This window comes from Peribacillus frigoritolerans (assembly GCF_030676415.1).
GTDB classification, from domain to species: domain Bacteria; phylum Bacillota; class Bacilli; order Bacillales; family DSM-1321; genus Peribacillus; species Peribacillus frigoritolerans_A.
This window is the reverse complement of the sequence record NZ_JAUUTW010000089.1, coordinates 1-551: the sequence shown is the minus strand read 5'-3', so window position 1 is coordinate 551 and position 551 is coordinate 1. Positions and strand designations below refer to the sequence as shown.

Annotated in this window: 1 pseudogene; it reads right to left on the bottom strand. The window is 39.7% G+C overall.

Annotated elements, in window-relative coordinates:
- A pseudogene (locus Q8G36_RS28585) lies at positions 1 to 551 on the bottom strand (reverse transcriptase domain-containing protein); the annotation flags it as partial.

The following is a 551-nucleotide window of genomic DNA, read 5'->3' as shown; positions in this document are numbered from 1 at the left end:
CTAAGGTATTGCTTTAACTTATTTATTCGGAGTTTCATGGGTATCGGTAATTTTCTCGAGGTCATTTCCCTGATTCGTTTCTTTACCCTCTTCACCGTTTGTTTAGCCAGTAGAACCTTCGGGTTCTTCTTTGACTTCGTGAAACTAAAACCGAGAAACGTTCTGTTCCAAGGGCGATCATACTTCGACTTTTCGTAGTTGACCTTTAGCTTCAGTTTATTTTCAATGAAGCTTGAGATATTCCCCATTGCACGTTTGGCGGCTTTTCGTGTCTTCACAAAGATAGTACTGTCATCCGCATACCTTCCGAATCGAAGATTGCGTTTCTCTAGTTCTTTATCTAAATCGTCTAACATGATATTAGATAATACTTAACGGACCTCCTTGCGGAGTTCCCTCCTCACTTTTATGAAAAAGTCCGCCTTATCATAATGCCTGCTTGAAGGAATTTACGAATCAGTTTGAGAACTCGTTTATCTTCAATTTTCCGCTCTAACATTCCCATGAGCTTGTCATGATTCACTTTATCGAAGAACTTCTCCAAGTCCATA